Origin of the sequence: Maricaulis sp. (genome assembly GCF_015665295.1) — a bacterium.
GTDB lineage: Bacteria > Pseudomonadota > Alphaproteobacteria > Caulobacterales > Maricaulaceae > Maricaulis.
Map to the genome: position 1 here is coordinate 129,278 of NZ_JADFAJ010000003.1, position 20,050 is coordinate 149,327.

General features: G+C 64.1%; 17 protein-coding genes. 6 read left to right on the forward strand and 11 right to left on the reverse strand.

The annotated features are described in order from the left end of the window. Both QZZ02_RS02120 and QZZ02_RS02125 read right to left on the reverse strand, forming a co-directional pair. Positions 1–1,014, reverse strand: a complete 1,014-nt coding sequence (locus QZZ02_RS02120; RefSeq protein ID WP_291841925.1) for an agmatine deiminase family protein — start codon at positions 1,012–1,014, stop codon at positions 1–3. 140 nt (positions 1,015–1,154) lie between these two features. Continuing rightward, entirely contained in the window at positions 1,155–4,403 is a 3,249-nt protein-coding gene (locus tag QZZ02_RS02125; protein ID WP_291841926.1) for a TonB-dependent receptor, read from the reverse strand. A 369-nt stretch (positions 4,404–4,772) separates the two neighbouring features. Between QZZ02_RS02125 and QZZ02_RS02130 the strand changes: the two genes are divergently transcribed. Next, positions 4,773–6,308 (forward strand): glycosyltransferase family 39 protein, encoded by a 1,536-nt coding sequence (locus tag QZZ02_RS02130; RefSeq protein ID WP_291841927.1) that lies wholly within the window; start codon positions 4,773–4,775, stop codon positions 6,306–6,308. Here QZZ02_RS02130 and argC read toward each other — a convergent pair. From argC to QZZ02_RS02150, 4 genes are all read right to left on the reverse strand, one after another. Beyond that, positions 6,287–7,234: an N-acetyl-gamma-glutamyl-phosphate reductase gene (gene argC / locus QZZ02_RS02135; RefSeq protein ID WP_291841928.1), complete on the reverse strand. Its 948-nt coding sequence runs from the start codon at positions 7,232–7,234 to the stop codon at positions 6,287–6,289. The genes QZZ02_RS02130 and argC overlap by 22 nt on opposite strands. Continuing rightward, complete coding sequence (locus QZZ02_RS02140) at positions 7,231–8,556, reverse strand: acetylglutamate kinase (RefSeq protein WP_291841929.1); 1,326 nt, start codon at positions 8,554–8,556, stop codon at positions 7,231–7,233. The genes argC and QZZ02_RS02140 overlap by 4 nt, the downstream gene beginning before the upstream one ends. Continuing rightward, positions 8,553–9,566 (reverse strand): N-acetylornithine carbamoyltransferase, encoded by a 1,014-nt coding sequence (locus QZZ02_RS02145; RefSeq protein ID WP_291841930.1) that lies wholly within the window; start codon positions 9,564–9,566, stop codon positions 8,553–8,555. Before QZZ02_RS02145 ends, QZZ02_RS02140 begins: the two co-directional genes overlap by 4 nt. 120 nt (positions 9,567–9,686) lie before the next feature. After that, on the reverse strand, positions 9,687–9,911 hold the full coding sequence (locus QZZ02_RS02150) for a hypothetical protein (protein WP_291841931.1): 225 nt from the start codon (positions 9,909–9,911) through the stop codon (positions 9,687–9,689). Positions 9,912–10,126: 215 nt separating this feature from the next. Between QZZ02_RS02150 and kdsB the strand changes: the two genes are divergently transcribed. Further along, the gene (gene kdsB / locus QZZ02_RS02155; RefSeq protein ID WP_291841932.1) at positions 10,127–10,906 is read left to right on the forward strand and encodes a 3-deoxy-manno-octulosonate cytidylyltransferase; all 780 of its coding nucleotides are present in this window, start codon (positions 10,127–10,129) and stop codon (positions 10,904–10,906) included. Continuing rightward, a complete protein-coding gene (locus QZZ02_RS02160; protein WP_291841934.1) occupies positions 10,906–11,538 on the forward strand; it encodes a histidine phosphatase family protein in 633 nt (210 codons plus the stop codon). Before kdsB ends, QZZ02_RS02160 begins: the two co-directional genes overlap by 1 nt. On the opposite strand, the gene QZZ02_RS02165 is transcribed toward QZZ02_RS02160, so the two are convergent. Beyond that, the gene (locus QZZ02_RS02165) at positions 11,539–12,411 is read right to left on the reverse strand and encodes an alpha/beta hydrolase (protein ID WP_291841935.1); all 873 of its coding nucleotides are present in this window, start codon (positions 12,409–12,411) and stop codon (positions 11,539–11,541) included. Continuing rightward, positions 12,411–14,147 (reverse strand): MFS transporter, encoded by a 1,737-nt coding sequence (locus QZZ02_RS02170; RefSeq protein ID WP_291841936.1) that lies wholly within the window; start codon positions 14,145–14,147, stop codon positions 12,411–12,413. The genes QZZ02_RS02165 and QZZ02_RS02170 overlap by 1 nt, the downstream gene beginning before the upstream one ends. Before the next feature lie 204 nt (positions 14,148–14,351). Here QZZ02_RS02170 and QZZ02_RS02175 point away from each other — a divergent pair, with 204 nt between their 5' ends. Continuing rightward, positions 14,352–16,055 carry a M28 family metallopeptidase gene (locus tag QZZ02_RS02175; protein ID WP_291841937.1) on the forward strand — a complete coding sequence of 568 codons (1,704 nt, stop codon included), beginning with the start codon at positions 14,352–14,354 and terminating at the stop codon, positions 16,053–16,055. Positions 16,056–16,213: 158 nt separating this feature from the next. Beyond that, on the forward strand, positions 16,214–16,633 hold the full coding sequence (locus QZZ02_RS02180) for a hypothetical protein (protein ID WP_291841938.1): 420 nt from the start codon (positions 16,214–16,216) through the stop codon (positions 16,631–16,633). A 69-nt stretch (positions 16,634–16,702) separates the two neighbouring features. Here QZZ02_RS02180 and QZZ02_RS02185 read toward each other — a convergent pair whose 3' ends face one another. The 3 genes from QZZ02_RS02185 to QZZ02_RS02195 are packed head-to-tail and all read right to left on the reverse strand — an operon-like array spanning position 16,703 to position 18,678. After that, on the reverse strand, positions 16,703–17,344 hold the full coding sequence (locus QZZ02_RS02185; RefSeq protein WP_291841939.1) for a helix-turn-helix domain-containing protein: 642 nt from the start codon (positions 17,342–17,344) through the stop codon (positions 16,703–16,705). A gap of 32 nt (positions 17,345–17,376) precedes the next feature. After that, on the reverse strand, positions 17,377–18,030 hold the full coding sequence (locus QZZ02_RS02190; RefSeq protein ID WP_291841940.1) for a helix-turn-helix transcriptional regulator: 654 nt from the start codon (positions 18,028–18,030) through the stop codon (positions 17,377–17,379). 3 nt (positions 18,031–18,033) lie between these two features. Further along, a complete protein-coding gene (locus QZZ02_RS02195; RefSeq protein ID WP_291841941.1) occupies positions 18,034–18,678 on the reverse strand; it encodes a helix-turn-helix domain-containing protein in 645 nt (214 codons plus the stop codon). A 234-nt stretch (positions 18,679–18,912) separates the two neighbouring features. On the opposite strand from QZZ02_RS02195, the gene QZZ02_RS02200 reads away from it, so the two are divergent. Then, positions 18,913–20,040, forward strand: coding sequence for a hypothetical protein (locus tag QZZ02_RS02200; protein WP_291841942.1), 1,128 nt, complete (start codon positions 18,913–18,915; stop codon positions 20,038–20,040). Positions 20,041–20,050 lie beyond the last annotated feature (10 nt).

A 20,050-nucleotide genomic window follows, 5' to 3' on the forward strand; every position in this document is an offset into this window, starting at 1 on the left:
CTATTCTCCGGCTTGGTGACAGGTCACACAGTGAAATGCCCCCCCGCCTGTGAGTATGGCACGCGCCGAGGCCGCGACCACCTCATGATCAGGAAAAATTCCGCGCAAGGCCTGAACGGCCGCGTCGCCGCCATCGGTGCCGTAGGTCGGGACGACGACATGGCGCGGCCCGATCACCCAGTTCATGTGACTGGCCGGAACCACCTCGTCATCGCCGAGATCAACGCGGCCCGGTGACGGAATACGACGCACATCGAGGCGCCGCCCCCGGGCATCGGTCATGGTTTCCAGCTGGGCCGCGATGGCGTCCAGCACCACGGCCTGGGGATCATCCTCGCCCCACGCACTCTGGCACACCACGACACCGGGGCGGGCAAATCGCACGATATTGTCGATATGCCCGTCCGTGTGGTCGGCGATCAGGCCTTCATCGATCCAGAGGATTTTTTCGATCCCCAGCGCCGCCTTCAGACGGGCCTCGACCCCGGCTTCGTCGAGATCGGGATTGCGATTGGGGTTGAGCAGGCATTGCCGGGTGGTGATCAGCGTGCCCTCGCCATCAAATTCGAGCGCACCGCCTTCGGCCACGAGGTCGACAGGCCGCTCGGTTGCCCCCGCGAGACGGGCGATCACGCCGCCGATCGTGTCATCGCCGGGCAGGTCATACTTGCCGCCCCAGCCATTGAAGCGGAAACGCACGGCGATTGCCTCGCCGTTTTCCCGAATGAAGACCGGACCGGTATCACGGGCCCAGACATCGCCGAAAGGCGCCCGCACCACTGTCGCGCGATGACCGAGCGCCCGCTTGGCCGAGGCTTCGGCCCGGGCGGTTGCGGCGAGGATGGTGAGGTCCAGCGTCCGGCCCGTTGCCGACGGGGTGATCACCGCTTTCAGGAAGGCGGCAAACTCGGCCTGGGCCGGTTCGAGATTCTCCTCCCACAGCTCGGCATCCGAGGGCCAGCAGGTGAAGAGGCGGGACTGGGGAGCGGTTTCGTGGGGCAGGTCAATCGTCATGGCCGCGCAATTATCACGCAGCCGGATTCTTGGCGAGAAGCAATTGAGCCGAAACGGCGCGCAAGAAAGCCCGTGCGACGCGCAAAAAAAGAAGGGCGGCCCGAGGGCCGCCCTTCCTGATCGTACAGTCGTTCGAGTGACTAGAACTCGTAACGCAGACCCACGCGGACCTGGTAGACCGAAGCGCCATTGCTCTGGAATGCCGTGTCGCTGTCGCGATAGGAGTTGTAGCGATACACGCAGTCACCAGCCGAGAGGCAGGTGGTACGCGGCGCGTCGCCGGTGAGAGCGGTCGCACCATCAACACCGTTTGCTGCAACGTCGGCCGCGCTGACGAGGTCAGCACGCACAACGCCCAGCTGACCATTGCCCGGACCATTGGTCTGGGAGCCCCAGTCGCTGTTCAGCAGGTTCGGGAAATTGATCACGTCGAGGACGAAGGAGAAGTTGTTGTCTCCAACCCAACGATCAACACCCGGGATGCCCGGCAGCTCTTGCGAGACGCGGAAGTCCCACTGCTGGTTCCAGGCAGACTGAGCCGAGTTGACCTCGTGAATGCTGCCACGCGAGGCATCAATCGCATCGACGAAGGTCGAGAACGAGGTCTGATCAAAGCCGCTCGCATAAACCACAAGCGGATCATTGCCGGACAGCGGGATGTAGAGCGGGTTGTTGTCGAACGGACCTTCGCCGTCACCGGCACGGCCGAAGAGCGCGTTGCCGTTGTTGACGTCATAGGTCAGCGTGTAGGGCGAGCCCGACGTGATCTGGCCGAAGATGTCAAAACGCGTGGTCAGGTCGCTGACGAAATCACGCTCGTAGGACAGTGCGACGTTGAAGGCGTCCGAGATCTGGTAGGCAGACGTCCGAACTTCCGGATTGTTCCGGTCGATCGCCGTGATGCCGCGCCAGTTCGAGATGCCGCGCGAAGAGCTGCCCTCGGAGACGTACTGGACGTCCTGGTAGGCGTAGGACACGTAGAAGCCGAAGCCGTTGTCGTAATCCTTGGCGAGGCTGACAGAGAAGACGTGGCTATCGCTGCCGTCTGCATTGCCAAGCTCGGTCAGGTTACGAATGCCGAGATCGTCGAGGTCGGCATAGATGGTACGACCATCCGGTGCCACGCCCGTCGGCAGGGCTGCCGCCAGATCGGTCTGGGCCAGGTTGGTCCAGATGAAGGCATCGCGCGGCGCGGTGTAGAGGTACTGCGCCGAGAAGTTGTAGCCGTCACCCAGGTTCATGCCGAAGCGGTTCAGGTTCAGCTCATGATCAACACGGATCGAAGCCTTCCAATCGGACGGGATTTCGAAGTCCGGAGAGATCACGTCGATGGCATTGCCGGTCGACGCAGCTACAGAGTCGAGGAGAGCCTGCGGGATGTTGAAGCTGGTGATTGCCGTGCCGGCATTCTGGCGCGCAAAGCCGGTCGGGCTCTGGAACGCGTTCGAAATCCAGACATTCGGCTCACCGCCCGCGAACAGACCGAAGCCACCGGTAACCGTGGTGCGCTCGCTCGGGGTCCAGCGGAAGCTGGCACGCGGCAGGATCAGGTCCTTGCCGTCGAGATTCTCGGTCGAGGACTGGCCGTAGGTCGTCAGGATGGACGGGTCATTGGCCGGACGGTCATCTTGCGTGAAGCGCTCGTAGCGGATGCCGAAGCCGAGTTCGAGGTCAGCGTTGAACTGCCAGGTGTCCTGAAGGAACAGGGACATCTGGTCGTAGCCCCAAGCGGCGGCGCCGTCGGAGGCCACATTGCTCGGCACGTTGACATAATCGATCTGCGGCGTGTTCGTCAGGATCTGGTCGACATCATTGTAGATGAAACGACCATTCGAACCGGCGACGAAGAGGTTGAACAGGTTGAACTGCTCATACTCGGCGCCGAAGGTGATCAGGTGGTCACCGAAGGTGTAGTCACCCTGGGCCAGGATCTGAAGACGATCATCATTGTATTCGTTGGCGTGACGGAAGCGGTCACAACCACCGACAAATGTCTCTTCACCCGGAGCCGTCAGGAGACCGTCGAGTGCGGTACCTGCAATGTCGGCCTGCGACAGACGGAATTCCAGGTGCGGAGCGCCGGCACCACCGCCACAAATCTGGCCGCGTGTGAATTCCTTGTAGTTCACGCGCAGGGTCGTCGAAAACTCCGGCGTCCAATCAGAGAAGAGCTGACCGGTGTAGGCCGTGAGTTCAACCGGGACGTCATACCAAGCGGTGGTGAAGTTCTGACGGCTGACCGAGCTGCCGCCCTCTTCGGTCGACTGGTAGGTGAACGACGCACGGTGATCGGCGTTGATGTTCCAGTCGATCTTGCCGAGCAGACGCTCGGAGGTGACCGGGAGGGAGACCGTATCCGGGCGACCACCCATGTCGAAGCCGAGCTCGTTCTGAACCAGCGAGTTCAGCGCCGAGTAGAAGCCGAGGTCGATGTCATCATTGGCATCGGCGACCGTGAAATCAGATCCGGAGCCAGATTCGAACTCGTCGTAGGAGACGAAGAAGAACAGCGTATCTTCGACGATCGGGCCGCCGAGCGTGACGCCCCATTCCTTTTCATCGAACGGTGCGATCGTGACCGGCGTACCGTCGATTTCGTCACCGAAATACTCTTCGTTCTGGCGGTAGTAGTAGAGCGAGCCGTCAAACTCGTTCGTACCCGAACGGGTCGTGATGTTCACGAGGCCGCCGGTGAAGCCCGACGCCGTGACCGAGTAATCGGACACTGCCAGCGAGGCCGACTCGACAGCGTCGAGGGAGATCGGCGAGCGTGCGGTCGCGTAGGTGTTCGAGCCGAGGCCGAAATCGTCCTGCTGCAGCGAGCCGTCGATGGACAGGCCGTTGAAGCGCGGGTTCACACCGGCGACGGTCAGCTGACCTTCAGCGCCGGAGAAAGCGAGCGGGTCGCGGGCGATCGTGGCAAGCACGTCACGGTTCGCGGCCGGCTGGTTCGCAATGTCGCGAGCCGAGTAGTTCGAGCCAACGCCATTGTTCAGATCAAACATGTTGATCGCGGCGCCGGTGATGACGATCGTCTCGACGCTGCTGTCGAGGGTCAGCGTCAGGGCCGCCTGCGGGCCAGGCTGCAGGTACATGCCGTCAAGGGCCTGACCATTGAAGCCGGGCGCGGAAACCGTGATGGTGTAAGGACCACCGACGCGAAGGCCGGACTGCACGAAGCTGCCGCTGGCATTCGACGACGCGACAGACGCGGTGCCGGACGGCGTATGGATGATCGTGATCGAAGCGTCCGAGATTGGCGAACCGCTTGCGTCGAGAACGACGCCGCGCAGCTGAGACGATGTCTGCTGTGCGTAGACCGCAGCCGGAGCCGCGGCGAGCAGGGCGATGGCCGCCGTGCCAAGAGAGAGTTTCTTAGTAAAAGACATTGAACATGTCCCCCGATAAACCGAAAAGCAGGGACACATGTCCCCGTACGAAGCAGGGGCCGTCTACGCCGGGCGGTCGAACTTTCCAAGACACCTTGGCGAAGCTTTTGTGACAGTCGACGGCCCGCGCAGCGCACTGTCGGGCGTTCGCGACCGCAGCAAACCGCAACATATGTGTGTGCAGCCGCACAAAACCTCAAAATCCGCCCCTTCGAGACCTGTCGCCCGCGGCTTTTTTATCCACGCGGCCCTTTACGGCCGGAGTCGAAAAGCGCATAGGCTGCGGCGAAAATGTAACACTTTTGGACAGCCCGACGGACCGTCATGACCGAGTCGCCCACCCTGCCTTCGCCGAGTCGATTCTCCTGGATGCCAGCCGCCCTGCTCCTGATCGCCGGCTTTGCGGTCCTGCGAATCCTCGCCCTCGCCTTCAGCCCGGTCTCGCTTTACCAGGACGAGTCGCAATACTGGGTCTGGTCGCGCGTCTTCGACTGGGGCTATTACTCCAAACCGCCGATGATCGCCTGGCTGATCAGCCTCTCGACCTCGCTGTTCGGCGACAGTGATTTCGCGATCCGCCTGCCCGCCCCGCTCCTGCATACCGCAACCGCGACTTTCCTGATGCTCAGCGCCCGCCAGCTGTGGGATGAGCGGGCCGGTTTCTGGGCGGCTGCGCTGTACCTGACCATGCCGGGTGTCTGGCTGTCCGGGGTCGTGATCTCAACGGATGCCGTGCTGTTCTGCGCCTGGTCGGGTGGCCTGTTCGCCCTGCTCAAACTGCGCGCGGGCGGCGGCTGGGGCGCGGCGGTCGGACTGGGCGCTGCGCTCGGTTTCGGCTTCCTGTCAAAATACGCAATGATCTATTTTCTTGCTTCAACCGGTCTCGCCCTGGTTTTCGACCCGGCAATCCGGACGGCCCTGCTGAGCCTGCGCGGGGGTGCCGCCCTGGCGATTTTCATCGCCATCCTCGCACCCAACCTGGCCTGGAATGCCGCCAATGACTTTGCCACGGTCAGCCATACGGCCGCCAATGCGAACTGGGGTGGCGATCTCTTCCATCCCGTCGAGCTGATCGAATTCCTGCTCGCCCAGCCCGGCGTGTTCGGCCCCGTTACCTTCGCGGTCCTGCTGACCGTGTTCGGCCTCAGCCTTGGCCGCTTCCTGAGACTTGATCCCGACCAGCGCCTGCTGGTCCTCTACGCCCTGCCGCCGCTCGCTGTGGTCGCGGTCCAGGCCTTCATCTCACGCGCCCATGCCAATTGGGCTGCCGCGACCTATGTCGCGGGAACCCTGCTGGTCATCGGCTTTCTCTTGCGCGGTGCAGCATGGCGCCGCTGGGCCCTGTTCGGCTCGATCGGCCTGCACAGCGTGATCGGCCTGTTCGTCGTTGCCCTGGCCGCCAGCCCGGCCCTCGTCGAGGCGATCGGCGCCGGCGACGCCACCAAGCGGATCCGCGCCTGGGATGTCACCGCCGAAGCGATCACCGAAGCCGCCCAGGGCGATGACTACGCAATGATCGTGTTCGACGACCGCAACGCCTTTCACCAGATGCAGCGTTACGCGCCGGAACTTGAGGGTCGCATGGCGATGTGGCTGCGCCATGCCGGCCCGACCAATCATGCCGAGGACGTCTGGCCGCTGGCCGAAGAGCAGGCGGGCCGGCTGCTGATCGTCTCGAACCGGCCGCGCGAAGTGGCCCGGATCCGCGAGGACTTCAACAGCTTCGAGCCGGTCGGCACACTCGCCATCCCGCTCGACGGCGGCTATACGCGCGACTTCACGCTGTGGCGGGCCGAAGGCCATCAGCGGGTGGAGCGTGACGAGGCCTACGAGACCCGCTGGCATGCCCATGACGAGGCCGACACCACGACCCCGCCGCGCGGCTATAGCGGCGAGGACGAATAGGTCCCTTCCGGCAGCCCCAATGCGAGGGCCAGATTCTGCATCGCCTGCACCGCGGCTCCCTTGAGCAGATTGTCGAGCGCCGAGACCACGACCAGTTTGCGGCCGCTGTCATCCAGCGCAAAGCCGCCGATCACGGCGCCCGGCTGAAGGGCCCCGTCACGCACTTCCGGGATGCGATCGATCACGCTGACCAGGGCTTCGCCGGCATAGAAACGGGTATAGAGCGCCTCGATGTCGGCCCGCGTCCGCGGCATGTCCAGCGTCAGATGCGTGGTCGCGACAATGCCCCGGAAGAAGGCGGCTACATGCGGCGTAAAGCGGACACCCTCGCCCATGTGGCGGGCCATTTCCCGCTCGTGCAGGTGACCGGACAGCGCATAGGGCATGAGATTATCGGCCAGCGCCTCGGTGTCATTCTTGCGCGACGGCGTGGTGCCGGCCCCGGAATAGCCCGACACACCAAAGACATGGGCGTCGCCGGCCAGATGGCCGCGCAAGGGCGCGATGGCCAGCTGTCCGGCGGTCGCATAGCATCCCGGGTTGGCGATGCGCAGGGCTCCGGCGAGGCGGTCGCGGCCGAGGATTTCCGGCAGGCCATAAGTCCAGGCATCGTCGAAGCGATAGTCGGCCGACAGATCGACGATCACCGTCTGCGGTTTGATCGCCGCCACGAAGGGCGCCGCAGCGCCATTGGGCAGAGCGAGGATGACCGCCTCGACATCGCCGGCGCCGACGGCCTCCGGGTCGAGCGCTTCAAAGCGCAGATCGGTCACGAGTTCCGGCGCCATGTCCGAGACGCGTTGCCCCGCCAGTTCGCGTGAGCTGGCAAAGGCAAGCTCGAGATCATCGCGCGCGCCAATCAGGCGCAGGAGTTCCCGCCCGGTATGGCCGCGCGCGCCGACCAGGCCGACCCGCCGGGCGCTCATTGCGGCGCCTTGAGGGTTGGCGGCAGGGCAAAGGCCTTCTCGACCACACCGGTTATCGAGGCCGGATCCATGTCGCCGCGCCAGAACACGGTCCACTCATCGCGCCGGATCGCGCCGTCGCATTCCTCGAAATAGAAGCCATTGACCGGATTGCTGGTGCGCGAACGCCAGATCAGCTCCGGCGCATAATCCACCAGCCGGTGCCAGACCGTGCGTCCCAGACCTTCACCGCGCGCCTCGTCGAGCACGGCGAACTTGTCGAGATAGGCATAGCCATCGAGCCGCGTGGTGATGGCTGCCGCCCGATAGCTTTCGGTGACGAAGGCACGATCAATCTCGAGCCCGTCCCAATAGCCGGCGACGGTCGGGCGGCCGAACGCGGCCCGCACCAGCGAGTCGAGCCGGTCGAGATCGAGCTCGGCCTTGCTGTCAGCTGACATGATGCGTTCGCCACGCCGGATCAGGGTCCCGGCGCCGGCATGGGTGAAAAGCTCTCGGGCCAGCTCGGCCGGGCGCGTGATCGAGACCGAGGAGGACAGCGGCAGGTCGTCGAGCAGGCGCTTGATCTCTTCCAGCTTGAGCCGCATCCCGCCATTCACCCAGTCGGCCTTCATCAGGTCGGCGAAATCGGTGGCCAGGTTGATCGAGGACAGGATGTCGCCATCCGCGTCCAGCAAGCCGCCGGTCCCGGTCAGGAAGACAACCTTGTAGGGCTGCAGCGCATGCACCAGCGCGCGCACGGCGACATCGGCATTGATATTGACCAGCTTGCCGTCCGCCGTCTCGCCCAGGCAGGCGAGGATCGCTGCCTGACCGGCGCGGGCGGCCGACCCGACCAGATCGAGATGGATGCGACTGGGTTCACCGACCCGGCCCAGGCGGGCCTCGTCGACAATATCCGCCTCGAACACACCGCGCGGCACGGCGGCGGCACGGCCGCCGGCATCGCGGATCGCATCGACCAGGGTCAGGTTGGCCTGGGTCAGCGTATCGCGGATGATCGGAATGGCCTCATCGCGGGTCACACGCAAGCCGTCGACGCGCTCGGTCGGGATATTGGCCGCCGCGAGCGCCGCATCGAGCTGCGGGCCGCCACCATGCACCACGACAGGCGTCAGCCCGACCGTCTGCAGGAAGGCGAGCGCCGCCGCGAGGCCTTCCAGATCGTCCTGGATGACGGCGCCACCAACCTTGATGACGGCAAAGCGTTCCTGGTCGATGCCGGAGAAGCGATGGAGATATTCGCGGATCTCCTTGCCGTCGCGCATGTGCGACAACAATTGGACGATCGTCTGCCGGACGCCCGGCCCGTTCGTGCTCATTCCACCCCTCCGGCCTGCTTGGCGAGGGCTTCCATCACCGCCATCTGCACCGGCAGGCGATTGGCCGCCTCCTCGATACCCATGAAGGCCGGGCTGTCGACCACTTCATCGGCGATCTTCACATTGCGCCGCATCGGCAGGCAGTGGCTGACGGCGGCATTGTTGGTCAGTGCCATCTTCTCCGGCGTGATCATGAAGTCGGCGCCCTTGGCGCGGAAGGGCGCTTCGGCGCCCCAATTGCCATAGAAGGGCAGCGCCCCCCAGCTCTTGGCATAGACAATGTCGGCGCCGTCATAGGCAGCCTCGACATCAGTGGTGAGGCTCACCGAGCCGCCGCCCTCGGCGGTGAATTGCTCGGCCGCCGACATGTAGCGCTCGTCCAGGCGATAGACCTCGTCCGGCACCAGGATGCGGACATTGGCGCCGAATTTGGAGGCAATCAGGAGCGAGGAATTGGCCACCGCCGTATTGAGCGGCTTGGGATGCGGCACCCAGGTCAAAAGATAAGTCTTGCCGGCGATCGGGCCCATGCGCTCCTGCAGGGCCAGCATGTGGGCCAGTTCCTGACAGGGATGGACAATCGTCTCCATATTGATGACCGGCACCGTCGCATGCCTGGCGAAGGCCTCGATCATCGGATCCTCGCGCTCGGACTGCCAATCCTTGAATTGCGGGAAGCAGCGGATGGCGATCAGGTCGACATAGGTGGACAGGACGCGCGCGGCCTCGCGCACATGCTCTTCCTCATCGCCATCCATGACGGCGCCGTCGCCGAATTCCAGCGGCCAGGTCGCGCCCTTGGCGTCGAGCACGATGGCATGCCCACCGAGACGATGGGTGCCGATATCGAAGGAGGAGCGGGTGCGCAGCGACGGATTGAAGAAAACAAGGGCGACCGACTTGCCTTCGAGCGATCGGCTGACCACACCGGACTTGAAGGCACTGGCTCGGTCGAGCAGACCCTGAAGTTCGTCACGGGTCCAATCGGCGGTCGAAAGAAAATGGCGCATCTCAAGGTCTCTTCGGAGGCTGACGGGCATGAAATTGCAAACACCCGGCCCATGGGCCGGGTGTCATTGCGTCTCATATGCCCGAACTTGCAACGATGCAAAAGAGCCTTCGCATCAGGCTCAGTTCGTCTCGTCGGCCTCATCGACCGGAACATTCTCGCAAACCCGCTCGCGACGATTCGTGCCCAGCACCGGCTCGGTCGTGCACACGCGGCGCATGCCATCCGGCGCCTGCGTTTCACGGAAACGCTCTCGCGGAGACTGGCCTTCCCCGTCAGTCCCTTCGTAGGACGCGCATCCCGTTGCCATCACAGCTAGCAGGCAAATCAAACCGAGACGCTTCATGTGGAATACCCCTGACTGACCACCCATGCGGCCGCCTTCGGCGACCCATGGCAAAACAGCGCGGAACCGTTAAGCTTTGCTCACCCCTGCCAAGCCAGCCCGCTGATTATTACGGTTTTGTAATTAATCGGAGGCGGCAATCCCCGCTGGCCGGATATGGCCTTTGACGCAATCATGTGGAACAAGCCGCTCATCGTGAAAACCGGGGATCATCCATGTCCGTTCTCGCCGTCATTCCCGCCCGTTACGGCTCCACCCGTTTTCCCGGCAAGCCCCTGGCCAGGATTGCCGGGCAGCTGATGATCCAGCGGGTCTGGCGCATCGCCGCCGCCGCCGAGGGTGTCGACCGGGTCGTGGTGGCCACCGATGACGCGCGGATCATGGACGCCGTGACCGCCGCCGGCGGCGAAGCGGTGATGACGGATCCGGCCTGCCGCAATGGAACCGAGCGCGCGCTCGACGCGGTGCGCCGGCTCGAGAGCGATGCCGGGATCATCATCAACGTCCAGGGCGATGCGCCGCTCATCCCGCCCTGGGTGATCGGAGGCGTGGCCGAAACCTTGCGTGCCGACCCGTCCCTGCAAATGGCAACGCCCGCCATTGCCCTGCCGGCGGAGACAGAGGCCCGCATGCGCACCGACAAGGCGAATGGCTCGGCCTCGGGCACGACCGTTGTCTTCAACAAGGCCATGGATGCGATGTATTTCTCGAAGAATGTCATTCCCTTCCGCCGCAAGCCGGGCGAAGGCGCGCCGACCTACCAGCATATCGGCCTGTACGGCTATCGCCGTGACACGCTGGAGCAACTGGTGGCCCTGGAGCCGACACCCTTCGAACTGACCGAAAGCCTGGAGCAATTGCGGGCGCTGGAGAACGGCATCCCGATCCGCGTGGTGCTGACCGATTATCGCGGCCGCTCGGCCTGGTCGGTGGACTCGCCGGAGGACGCCGTGCGCGTCGAGAACATCATCGCACGTGAAGGCGAGCTGGTCTGATGGGCCGCGTCCTGCTGGCCCGCCACGGCAATACATTCGGCCCGGGCGACACCCCGGTCTGGGTGGGCGCAAAGGAAGACCTGCCCCTCGTCGAAAGCGGCGAAGCGCAGGCCCGCGCGCTGGGCGAGGCGCTCGCCGAAAAGGGTTTGACGCCGGCGCGCCTCATCTGCGGCCCGCTCAAGCGTACCCGCCGCGCCGCGGAGATTGTTGCCGAACTGACCGGTTTTGCCGGACCGGTCGAGATCGATACGCGCCTGACCGAGATCGACTACGGATCCTGGGGCGGCAAGACCAATGACGAGATCGTCGCCGAATTCGGCCAGGACACACTGGACTGCTGGGACAAGCGCCATACCCGCCCGGACGGTGTCGACTGGTCGCCCCCGGACGACGAGCTCAAGGCCAATGCGCTCGCCGCCCTCGCTGACGCCGCGAAGACGGACGGCCTCGCCGTGGTCATCACCTCGAACGGCATTCTGCGCTACATGCACGCCGCGCTCGCCGGTGAGGACGCGAATGCCAAGGTCAGGACCGGGCATGTCTGCGGTGCCCGCTTTGATGACGGGACCGGCACGCGCATCTGCTGGAATGAAGCGCCGAACGCGTCGGTGATAGGCCGCTATTTCAGCTGATCAGTCGCAATCAGCGAGGAGCGCCTTGATCGCGGCCCAGGCTTCCGGCTCGGTCATGAAGGGCGCGTGCCCGACATCGGGCACTTCCACCATGCGCAGGTCCGGTTTCTGACGCTTCATCTCGGCGACGGTCTGCGGGGTCAGCAGGTCGGAAATCCCGCCGCGCACCACCAGGGTGGGGATGTCGGCAAAGGGTGTCCAGAACGCCCACAGGTCAGGCAGCGGTGCATCGCCATCCATCTGCTCGACCAGGGCGCCGTCATAGGCCAGCGCGATCATGCCGTCCTCGCGCTCGACCCAGGTCTTGCGCGCGAAATCCTCCCAGAAGGCCGCATCATCGGCCCGTTTCGGGAAGGCGGCGAGATTGGACTGGCGGGTGCGGGCAGCTGCCTCTTCCCAGCTCTCCACCGGGTCCCGGCTGGCGACATTCGACTTGATGCGGTCGAGCCCGGCCTGGGCGATCTCCGGGCCGATATCATTGATCACCGCGGCGGCAATCCGCTCGGGCTGGAGGCCGGCGATGATGAAGGTCATCAGCCCGCCCATCGAGGTGCCGACAAAGACCGCGCGCGGCAGGTCGATCGAGGCCATCAGGGCCAGTACATCACCGGCATAGGTCGGCGGCTGGTATCGCTCGGCCACCGGGTCAGGATCGGACTGGCCGCGACCCCGCGCCGAAATGACGATCACCCGCCGCCCGGTTGCCGCGATCATCGGGGCGAGGTCCTCGAAATCGCGGACATTGCGGGTCAGCCCGTGCAGGCAGATCACCGGCAGGCCGGTTGTCTCGCCGACGGCTGGATAGTCGCGCCAGTGAATGCGCGGACCATCCGCCGTGGTGAAGTGGTGATCGGTAAAGGTCGGTTCAGCCATCAGACAGGTTCGGCCTCCGTCGGCGGTTCGGCCTTCTGGACAGGCACGGCCTCGCCATCGCCCTCCCAGTCCCTGGCCAGATAGCGTGAGGCCCAGAACATGAAGAAGGCAGCGACAAGATAGAGGCAGGCCCCGATCACGATCGAGATACGCAGCGACCCGTCGCCGAAGGTCGGCTGCAGGACGGTCGAGACCCGGCCCAGCACATAGACCCCGCCGCCAATGCCCAGAAGATTGTTGATCAGCAGGAAGACCGAGGACGCGCTGGTTCGCATGTGCGGCGGCATCAGGTGCTGGAAGGCTGACAGGACCGGCCCGAGCCAGGCCAGACCCAGCGCCGTCGGGATGAAGAGGATGATCACCGCCAGCAGCGGCGAGGGTGCCATGATGCCGGCCCAGTAGAGCGGCGCGCTCAGCAGGAAGGCGATGGCAGGCACCATGGCGAAGGCCGAGCGCTTGGCCTTGCCCATGACATCCCCCATCACGCCACCGAGGAAAATCCCGAGACTACCGGCGACAAAGAGCACGCCCCCGAACAGCCAGCCGGTCTCGACGAGGCCGAGCTGAAAGCTGCGCGAGAAGAAAGAGGGCAGCCAGAAGAAGACGCCATAGCCCATCATCGAGGATGCCGAGGCGCCCAGGATCATCAGCCAGAAGCTCGGCTTCTCGAGCGCCAGCGACATGAAGTCCCGGAAGGCGGCGAAGAAGGCGCCCAGCAGGCCGCCGACCACAATATGACCGATCAGCCAGCCAATCGCCGCGCCACCGAAGCCGGCCCCGCCGAGGGCCGGAACCATCCATGCGACCAAAGCGGACAACGGCATGAGCACGGCAAGGCCGATCATCAGCATGGCCGGGCTGGTCGTGCGGGCGACCCAGCGGCCAGCCATCCAGCCGGACAGGGCACCGACCACCGCCGCAACCGCCAGCAGCGGAACCGACTGGATCGAGGTCGCGCCGAAAACCAGCACGTTGAAGATCGACAACAGGCTCGGCAGCGCAAAGATGACCGCGCCGGCAATCGACAGGATGCGCGCCTTGCGGTCGGTATAGACGCCGACCATCTGCTTGTTCTCGGCCTTTTGGGTCGGGACGCTGTCAAACTGGCCGCGCTTGGGTTCCTTGACGATCAGCTTGAAAATCGGCGCGAGCACGACACCGGCGATACCGACGATGAAGAAGGCTGAGCGCCAGTCGAGCGCATCCGAGATGCCCCCGCCGGCGATCTGCGATCCGGCGATCACACCAAAGGCCGAACCGACGGGAATGCCCAGCGAGTAGATCGCCAGGGCGCGCGAGCGTTCGGCCGGCGGATGATAGTCGGCGATGATGGTATAGGCCGGGGCGACGCCGCCCGCCTCCCCGATCCCGACGCCGACACGCGCCAGGAAGAGCTGGGTGAAATTCTGGGCGAAACCGCTGAGGGCGGTGAAACCGCTCCAGACGGTCAGCGCCACGGTCATGATCCAGGTCCGGCTCATGCGATCGGCAAACCAGGCGATCGGCACGCCGAGCGTCGAATAGAGGACGGCAAAGGCGATGCCGCCGAGCAGGCCAAGCTGCTCGTCGGTCAGGCCGAGATCTTCCTTGATCGGAATGGCGAGGATGGAAATGATCTGGCGATCAAGAAAGTTGAACGCATAGACCAGGAACAGGAGCAGCATGACGAGGCTGCGATATCCCGGGCTGACTTTCTGGTCAGCGCCAGGCGCGCCGCCGCTGGTTTCATTCGCCATGATCTTTTCCCCTCAAGGCCTGCCGGTCGTTGTCCGACCGTGCAATGCGTCTCTCTCCGTCGACGCAAACATGAATGGTCATTCAGGTTTGGTCAAACCCGATTTCCATGCCGTGCCTGTCTGCGATAGAATGCAGACAGCCACGATGCGTGCACGATGTTGCACAGAAACCGGGCCATGCCCAATAATTGATAGGGGGTTGAGATGAAACATACCGGATTCCCCGCTGCGCTGGTCGGGCTGATGCTCGCCGCCTGCTCGCCCGCTGCCGAGACCGGCACAGAAACGGTTGCCGATGCCGGCCATCAGGCTGACGCGGCCCATACCGAAAGCATGACCAGCGCCGCGATCAGCGAGGCCGACCTGCGTTATCGCATTTCAACGCTGGCCGATGACAGCTTCGAGGGCCGCGCCCCGGCGACGCTGGGCGGCATCGCCGCCAGCCAGTGGATCGCCGACGAGATGGCCCGCATCGGGCTCGAGCCGGGCCATGGCGACAGCTATTTCCAGCCTGTCGCCCTGCTGGCGGTGACACTCGATACCGACCAGTCCAGCTTCGACATCGCCTTTAACGGCGAACCGCTGGGCCTCTCCATGAGCGAGGATGTGGTCTACTGGTCGAAGCTCAATTCCAGCGACATCACGCTGGACAATAGCGAGCTGGTCTTTGTCGGCTACGGCGTCGTGGCGCCGGAATATGGCTGGAATGATTATGAAGGCCTCGACGTGGAAGGCCGGACCGTGGTCATGCTGGTCAATGATCCCGGCTATGGCAATCCGGACAGCGGCCTCTTCAACGGCAATGCCATGACCTATTACGGCCGCTGGACCTACAAGTATGAGGAAGCCGCGCGCCAGGGCGCAGCCGGTGTCATCCTGATCCACCAGACAGCCCCGGCCTCCTATGGCTGGAACGTGGTTTCCGGCTCCTGGACCGGCACCCAGCTGGATCTCGCCCGCGCGCCGGGCGAAGGCCAGTTCGCCAGTGTCGAGAGCTGGGTCACCGAGGCTCGCGCCCGCCAGATGTTCGATCTCGCCGGTCTCGATTTTGACGCGCTGACGGCGGCCGCCGCCGAGCCGGGCTTTGTCCCGGTCCCGATGGCCGGGCTGACCGCCACCGGCCATCTGGTGAATTCAACCGAGACGCTGGAGTCGCGCAATGTCGTCGGCGTCGTGCCGGGTACGGCGCGTCCGGACGAATACGTCCTCTACACGGCGCACTGGGACCATATCGGCATCCGGGACGTGCCCGAAGGCGAGGACGGCCTCTATAACGGCGCGGTCGACAATGCGACGGGTACCGCCGCCATCCTGGAGATTGGCGAAGCCTTCGTGGCCAATCCGCCGGAGCGCTCGGTGATGATTCTGGCCGTGACAGCGGAGGAATCCGGCCTGCTCGGCTCGGCCTATTACGGCGAAAACCCGATCGTGCCCTATGACCAGACCGTGGGCGGCATCAATATCGACGCCATCCTGCCCACGGGCCGGGCGCGCGACGTGGTCGTGGTCGGGCATGGCGCATCGCAGCTGGAGGACATCCTGACCGAGGCGGCCGCCGAACAGGACCGTTACATCGTGCCGGACCCCAATCCGGAAGCCGGATACTTCTACCGCTCGGACCATATCTCGCTGGCCAAGAAGGGCGTGCCGATGCTCTACGCCGATGGCGGGTTTGACCTCGTCGAGGGCGGCCGCGAAGCCGGTGAGGCCATGGGTGCTGACTATCGCGCCAATCGCTATCACGGGCCGGCGGACGAGTATTCCGAAGACTGGAACATGGATGGCATGGTCGAGGACACCACGCTTTTCTTCAATGTCGGGTCCCGCCTCGCCAATTCGGACGCCTGGCCGAACTGGTATGAGGGCAATGAATTCCGCGCCCTGCGTGACGCGCAGCGCAGCGAGTAGGTCGCCGGGGATCCGGATGAAGGAAGGGCGGCCCGCCATGCGGTGCCGCCCTTCTTGTCTGGCCTGACAAGCCGGAGGACCGTCCCGACCATTGCACACAATCTCAAGCACCGGGCGTCAGGATCACACCGAAAAACCGCCAGGGGAAACAGGGCAGAATGGACGGATCGACACCGGCATTGAGCCTGGCCGGGCTGGTACTCGCGCTTGCGGGCACGGCCCAGGCCCAGGATTTCGGCATGCCGCAAGATGATGATTACTTCACCGCCCTATCGCCCGATGGCGCGACCGTGCAATTCCTGTTTGGTGGCCCGAGCGGGAGCATGAGTCCCACTCCGGGGCCCCGCTCCGGCAGTGTTCAATTCGGAACGACAGACGACTTTCCGGGCTTCTGGGCGGTGGACAATGAGAGCGGCGAAATCACGGTGCCAATCATCGACCCCTACTCGCTTGCCGGCACGTGTGATCGCTGGCCGGACTACATAGTCGGCGAAACACTTCCGACGGCATCCGAGCGGGCCTGCTGGCTGCCGGAGCAATTCAGTCAATACACATTGACCTATCACGGCCGGCAATAACCGGCCCGGCGACTGGCCGGCGATAAGACCCGATCGAAATGTCAGAGAAGGGCGCCTGTCGCCACGACCTCAGAAGGTCCGGCGCACCACGACCTTGTCACCGCGTTCTTCCAGCCGTTTGGCATAGCGCTTCTCGTCCAGCGTGGCCCCGGAATGGATGCAATAGACGGTGCGGGCCTCGGAGATGCGCGGCCAGTGGATGAAGTCGCACAACAGCGACTGCATGCCCGAGGACACATTCACTTCCAGCGTGCCAAGGCTCTGGGCGAAGGCGAGATTGTTCTGGAACATGCCTTCGGCGCGCAATTGTTCGAGCGCGGCCGTGAAGTCGCCACCGAGGAAGTTGCGGATATTGCGGCCTTCGATCTCGTTGCGACGAAGGCCGAACAGATCGAGTGCGCCGAGCGAGATCGCCTTGATCATGCCCATGGAGTCGGTGACGAATTCGACGGACGGATTGAGGGAGACCAGATCGACCCAGGTAGGCGCCGGCGCGATGACGAAGGCATCCTGGACCAGTTCCGCCATGCGGCGCTTGATACGTTCGGGCGGTTCGCTGTCGCCGTTTTCCCAGCGCGAGATCATGGCCTGGGTCACACCGAGATCGGCCGCCAGTGCCGCCTGTTTCAGCCGCTTCGACATTCGGAAATTGCGAATGACCGAGGGCCAGTTGACCTTGCTCGATGTCATCGACAGCTTGATGTCTTCCACCAACTCCGCTCCCCCCCTTGCGGGCCTTGCGCTTACCGGTGCGCGTGTCCGGTGACCGCAACCTGTCCGCCCAATTCTCCGCGCAGCACCTCAAACTCCTGCAGGCTTACGCGTGCGCCGGTCAGCATCCACCGAAGCGATCCATCTTCTGCCTCATGCGGCCAGTGCAGTCCATGCACCGGCCCAATATCGGGTTTACCATGTGAAAAGGCAAAACAATACCGGTCTGCACTTTCAGCGCTTTCAATCGCGCCCTCAAAGAAGCCTCTTTCCGCCAGCGTGTTGAACAGATCAACCAGATCTCCCGCAAACATCGCTTCAAGCCGGACGCCTTCCATTTGCGGGCGCGCCAGGCTGGCATCCCGGGCGAGGCCGAGGCTCGCGGTTTCGATCACGCCGTCGCGATTGAGCACCGCGGCGATGCCCGGCTGGAAGGCGACATGATTGCGCCAGCCGACCAGCGGCGACGCCATGTCCCCGGTCATTCCGGCGAGCGCCCGAATGCGCGCCTGCATATCAGCGGCCGGTTGCACGGCGCCGGATTCCCAACGCGACACCATCGCCTGGGTGACGCCCAGATCATGCGCCAGCGCCGCCTGCTTCACATTGTTCGTGAAGCGGTAGCGACGCAGCAGATTGCGCCAGAACTGGGGATCGGTCGGGGCAGGTCGCCCGGCTATTGCCATCAGCTAGATCGCCTTCCGGATGACTTTCGCCCCGCCGAGGCGCGCCACCACGTCGGCATGGACCCGCTCGGACACGTCCGCGCCGGACAACAACCAGACGATCTCCGGACCCGGCAGGAAAGTCGGCCTGTGCAGCCCGTGCACAAAGCGCCGGCGACGCTCTCCGCCCGGGGCCAGGAAGGTGATCGCATCAATGCTTTCCGCCGAAGCCACGCGCCCCTCGAAAAACCCGGACGACACCAGGGCGCCATGCAGGTCTGGCCAATCGCCGTCAAAGGCTTCGTGTATGTAGCGACCCTCCAGCGCGTGCCGGCTGCAATCCAGGCTGCGCTGAAAGCCGCGACTGGCCCGCAGGATACGGCCATCGGCGTTGATCACGCCCACCACCGCCGGGTGGCGGCCGATCCGGTCCATCCAGGCGTCGCGCGAGACCGAAGCCTGCGAGGTCCAGTAAAGATCGACGATGTGTTCCTGGATCCGGTCGGAGGGTATGGCAGCGGCGGACTCCCAACGCGACACCATGGTCTGGGTCACGCCAAGATCGTGCGCGAGGGCGGCCTGCTTGAGCCCCTTGGACAGGCGGTAATGTCGGATAACGGAAGGCCAGTGAATGGCCTGGACGTCGAGTTTCAAACTCGTATCGGTCATGAGCGCTTCTCCGGATCGAGAGGGCGCGCCGGTGCCGGCCATCGGCGACTATATTAAATAACCTGCTTTGGTGGCCCTGTGAAGCCTGATGCTTAAAGCAACCAGTTGGACGCAAATGCATGCCCATTTGCGACACTTGTGTGAAAATGCGGCGTGGAGGTGAGACGCTGATTGATCGATGGGTCAAGGGTTTGCTACCTGCCCCGGCGTTTCAATTCCAAAGGGGTGCCGGCCATGGCCGATCTGAACACTGCGGTCTGGGTCTTCTCGATTATCGGCTTCCTCATTGCCGCCTATTCCATCGTCGCCAATGACGCGATCCAGACCCTGGGTACCTTTCTCAGCTCCAATGCCAAACGCCCCTGGTATGTGCTGTGGGCCTATGCCTGCTCGATCATTGTCGTGGTCATGTTGTGGGGGTATTTCGGCGGCGATGGCGATATCGCTTTCGACCGGCTCAACTCCCTGCCCTATCCGGAAGGCGGGGTTCAGTGGTGGCATGCCATCCCGCCGCTCTTCCTCCTGATCCTGACCCGCTATGGCATCCCGGTTTCGACCACCTTCCTCGTCCTGACCATTTTCGCCCTGACCGGCGGCGCCAATACCGAAGGCGTGCTGCCGAAGATGCTGATGAAGTCGGCACTGGGATATCTGGTGGCGATCAGCGCCGCCTTCTTCGTCTACATGATCATTTCGCGCATCTTCGAACGCTGGATCGATCGCACGAGGGACAAGCCGCATCACCCCTTCTGGTTCGTCGCGCAATGGTGCGCGACCGCTTTCCTGTGGGCGCAGTGGCTGATGCAGGACCTGGCCAACATCTTCATCTTCCTGCCCCGCACGACGGAACTCATCCCGGTCCTCGACGGCGAGGGTTTGCCGCTGATGCAGGAAGGCGTCGCGGTGATGCAGACGCAGGTGACCTTCTCGCCCGTCCTGCTGGTCTTCGCGACCGTGGTGATGCTGGCGCTTCACGCGATCATTTTCCGCAATCGCGGTGGCGAGATCCAGAAAATCGTCCTGTCAAAGACCAACTCGACCGACATCCGGGCGGCAACCGCCATCGATCTGATCTATGGCGTGATCCTGTTTATCTTCAAGGAACTCAATGACGTGCCGATGAGCACGACCTGGGTCTTCCTCGGCATGTTGGCCGGCCGCGAAATCGCGATCGCCTATGTCGCCGGACTGCGCTCGAAAATGGCCGCCCTGTGGGATGTCACCTCCGACGTGCTGCGCGCCTTCCTCGGCCTGATCATCAGCGTCGTGCTCGCCATCTTCCTGCCAGCCTGGGCGCGCGGCGAGCTTGGCGCACTGATGTCGGACCTGCCCGGCTATGTCGCGCGGGCACTGGGTCTCTAGCCCCGCCCAT